At 55.7% G+C, this 3844-nt stretch carries 3 protein-coding genes; 1 reads left to right on the plus strand and 2 read right to left on the minus strand.

Annotated elements, in window-relative coordinates; translation table 11 throughout:
• Positions 1-180: 180 nt before the first annotated feature.
• On the minus strand, positions 181-921 hold the full coding sequence (locus NW834_RS13455) for an urease accessory protein UreF (RefSeq protein ID WP_148202769.1): 741 nt from the start codon (positions 919-921) through the stop codon (positions 181-183).
• Positions 922-933: 12 nt separating this feature from the next.
• Positions 934-1506: a ribosome hibernation-promoting factor, HPF/YfiA family gene (gene hpf / locus NW834_RS13460; RefSeq protein ID WP_414352005.1), complete on the minus strand. Its 573-nt coding sequence runs from the start codon at positions 1504-1506 to the stop codon at positions 934-936.
• Positions 1507-2385: 879 nt separating this feature from the next.
• Between hpf and NW834_RS13465 the strand changes: the two genes are divergently transcribed.
• Positions 2386-3678: an aminotransferase class I/II-fold pyridoxal phosphate-dependent enzyme gene (locus NW834_RS13465; protein ID WP_414419395.1), complete on the plus strand. Its 1293-nt coding sequence runs from the start codon at positions 2386-2388 to the stop codon at positions 3676-3678.
• Positions 3679-3844 lie beyond the last annotated feature (166 nt).

Consider the following 3844-nt stretch of genomic DNA (forward strand, 5'->3'; position numbering starts at 1 on the left):
ACGGGGACACCTTGAGCTTGCAGGATATGGTCAGGACTTGGCTCATAAGTTCATTGTACTTCATCAAAGCGCATTCCCCCCGGCAGTGACCCTACGGGTACAGTGCGGGGCTCCTGCGATTTCTAGCTGAACTCCCCTCTCCCTCTGGGAGAAGGGTTTAGGGGTGAGGGTTGACGGCTTTCAAGATTGAAAAAGGCGGGAATAGAGCTGTTGGTGGACTTGACAATCGCGTTCTTGTAGGAGGGTGAAGCTGCCCAAAGCCGGCCAGCTGGGGGAGAGGTTTGGCCTTTCGGCCCGCTTCACAACCGGCAGGATCTCTTGGTGTACCACTGCCTCGATGGGCTCGTACAACTGAGCCAATAGGCTTTGCCCCTCGGTATGCCCCAAAGGTACCAGACGCACCGCTGCCGAGACCAGCCCAGTGAGGGAGGAGAACAAGAAGGCACGCAGGGTATCTTCCAACCCAATGCCCGCCTGAGCGCAGATCCAGCCAAACACCACGGAATGATGCAGTGGATCCCCCTCTGCCTTGGGGACAGAGATTCCCCAGGTGCGTTCTGCCAGTTGAGCTAGGCGTTTCCCCAAATCTAGGCTGGCTTGGCGCGGCTCTGCCGCCCAACGGGTTGCTTGCAGCTGTTGCTGCAGCTTCTCCACTCCCGACTCGGATCCCAATCGGGATAGACGATGGGCCAAGGCACAGGCTCTGCCCTCGGTGGGGGCTAAGCCCATGTGCAAAACCCCCAACAGGTACTGCTGCACCCCAGCCCGATCGCGAAGTTGACCCGCTTGAACGGCAGCTTCCAAGCCCCAGGAGTGGGAATAAGCCCCAATCGGCAGGGCAGAATCGGTGAGCTGTAGCAACAGATAGAAAGTGCCGCTGGATCCTGGAGAAGTAAGTTGGGAGGAGAGCTCACCACGCATCTTCACCAAGCCTTAGCGGGGGCGGATCAGGCCGTAGCCACCGTGGTTGCGGACGTAGATAACGTTGATCTCGCCATTTTCGATATTGCGGAAAACGTAGAAGTCGTGATCCACCAGCTCCAACTGGTGCAACGCTTCCTGAACCGTCATGGGTGGCATGGCGAAGTACTTGGTGCGCACCACCTCTGCGGGTAACTCCGCTTGCCGTTCCGTATTTAGCGGATCGGTGGCGGGCTGCTGGGCCACTGCCACGGAGGTTTTGGGGGTGTGGCGGACGCGGTGAATGCCGTTCCGTTCTTTGTATTTGCGCAACTTGCGGGCCAGCTTGTCGGCCACACGGTCGATGCTGGCATAGAGGTTTTCGCTGCTTTCTTCCGCCCGGATCACGGTGCCATTGGCGTAGACGGTCACTTCGGCAGATTGGCTGGCACTGATACGGGGGTTGCGGGCTACCGATAGATTGACATCAACCTCACTGGTGATCTGGGCAAAATGACTGACAGCACGCTCAATTTTTTCTTGAACGTAGCTGCGGATGGCGTCGGTAATCTCGACGTTTTTCCCTTGGATCACAAGCTTAGTCATGAGGACTCTCCCAGTCATGTCGGTTTATACCTGAGATAGCGCCTCACCCCCACCCGGGATCCCTCTAACTCTGGAAAGCGATCCCAGCTCACAGGCGACGTCAGCCCTTTAATTGGCAAAAATGGAGCCCTGTCATCAAGGGTGAGCAGATCGGCTTTGGGAGTGGCACTAACCTCTTGGGTTAAGTCTAGGTTAACATCTCGCTCAAGGATCTCTGCCAGAGGTTAAGAATAAATTTAGGCTCTCTTAATGTTTCAGAGATGTTGAATTCCAGATTTTCCCGAATCGCAGGAGCTCTGTAGAGAAGCGGGATCCCCGCCCTGCAAGACATGCACTTCTATTGGCTGTGTTGAGTGTCTTTGGGAAAGGTTTTTTAGAGTTTAAGTTGCAAGTTCCTCAGTCAAAAGCCAAATCTATCATCAAACCCATAGACAGATCTAGCCTGCTAAAAATCTTCCTGAGCTGGATTTTGAGTTGGTTAAACAATGTCTCTAACTCTGACCTGTTTTTGAGAGACTGAAGGTGGGCCGTATTGCCCATAAGCTCGGCAATCCAGATGCTTCAGCTTTCCTCCAGGGTATGTTGGTATTATCCTACAGCCTAGCAGCATCTTGATTGGATAGCCATTGACAGCAAAAATGAAGGGATATTGATATAAATTAAGCTTTTTATCGATTTTTTATCAATATGAGGCTTTCGACTTGAGAGATGGTGTTGTTGTCGGTATTAGCTTTGACAAGCCTGTTGTTCACTGTTCCATGCTGTAAGGTTTCTATCGGAGAGCTACATAAGTACATAAGAACTTGGAACTCGGTTCTGCCGCTGCAGTCACCTTGAGGAGCGGTGGGGAGAAGGCCAACTCTTTCTGGGGTGGCTAAAATGCTACTCTCGGAATCGCCTTGGTGTGCAAAAGGTGGGGCAGACTGGGTGGGCGGAGGGATCCCGTTGAAGGCGGCAGAGCTTTTAGACAGAGCAGAAGAGGCTCTACAGGAGCAGTTTCAGGCGGTGGAGAAGACCCTCAGAGAGAACCTGGCGCGGGTGCTGCGGGCCTTTCGCGACCAGCGGGTGGGATCCCATCACTTTGCCGGGGTGTCGGGGTATGGCCACGACGACCAGGGGCGGCAGGTTTTGGATCGGGTGTTTGCCCAGATTATGGGCTGTGAGGCAGCAGTGGTGCGGCTGCAGATGGTGTCTGGTACCCATGCCATTGCCTGTGCTTTGTTTGGGGTGCTGCGTCCGGGGGATGAGCTGCTGGCGATTACCGGCCCCCCTTACGACACCCTTGAAGAGGTCATCGGTCTGCGGGGTTCCGGGCGGGGATCCCTACGGGAGTTTGGCATCGGTTACCGCCAGTTGGATTTGCGGGAGGGAACTGTCGATTGGCAGGCCCTGAAAACCGCCCTCAGACCGCAAACCCGCTTGGTTCACATTCAGCGGTCCTGTGGCTACGATTGGCGGCCCAGCTTTTCCATTGCCCAGATTGCCGAGATGATCCAAATGGTCAAAGCGCAAAACCCCGAAGTTGTGGTTTTTGTGGACAATTGCTACGGCGAATTTGTGGAAACCCAGGAGCCAACCCATGTGGGCGCAGATCTGATTGCCGGATCCCTGATCAAAAATCCGGGGGGCACCCTCGTTCCCGCAGGGGGCTATGTGGCCGGGCGGGCAGAGCTGGTGGAGCAAGCCGCTTGTCGGTTAACGGCTCCGGGCATTGGTTCGGAGGGGGGGGCAACTCTAGATCTCAACCGCCTTCTGTTTCAAGGCTTGTTCTTGGCCCCGCAGATGGTGGCCGAAGCGGTGAAGATCGCCCATCTGGCGGCGCAGGTGTTTTCTGATCTGGGCTACCCGGTCTCGCCTCTGCCTCAAGCTCCTCGCACCGATATCATCCAGGCCATTCAATTGGGATCCCCGCAAAAGCTGCAGGCCTTTTGCCACGCCATTCAAAACAGTTCTCCTGTGGATTCCTACCTCACCCCAGTTCCGGAGGTGATGCCCGGTTATGCAGACCCGGTGGTGATGGCAGCAGGCACCTTTGTTGCCGGGAGCAGTGCAGAACTCTCTGCCGATGGGCCGATGCGGGATCCCTACACCGTCTACTTGCAGGGGGGAACCCATCTCTACCATGGGCGGCTGGCCCTAGAAGCCGTCTTGCAAGCTTGGGAAACCCTGTAGGCCAACAGTTTGCTCTCGGCTGAAACAGCAAGGAAGGGGCAAGCCAACAACCTCAAAACTCAGCACGAAGTTGGCAGAAGTTGTCGTCTGTAAACTACCCGGCTCCGACCGCTAAGCGGTACGGAGCGGGCTTTCAGTAGCCCTGAGCCTGCTCTGCTCTACCAGA

This window comes from Synechococcus sp. R60.1 (assembly GCF_047461835.1).
GTDB lineage: Bacteria > Cyanobacteriota > Cyanobacteriia > Thermostichales > Thermostichaceae > Thermostichus.

Bases quoted from the DNA above. Each gene is read 5' to 3' on its own strand.
- NW834_RS13455 (WP_148202769.1), bottom strand. From the start codon at position 921: ATGCGTGGTGAGCTCTCCTCCCAACTTACTTCTCCAGGATCCAGCGGC.
- hpf (WP_414352005.1), bottom strand. From the start codon at position 1,506: ATGACTAAGCTTGTGATCCAAGGGAAAAACGTCGAGATTACCGACGCC.
- NW834_RS13465 (WP_414419395.1), top strand. From the start codon at position 2,386: ATGCTACTCTCGGAATCGCCTTGGTGTGCAAAAGGTGGGGCAGACTGG.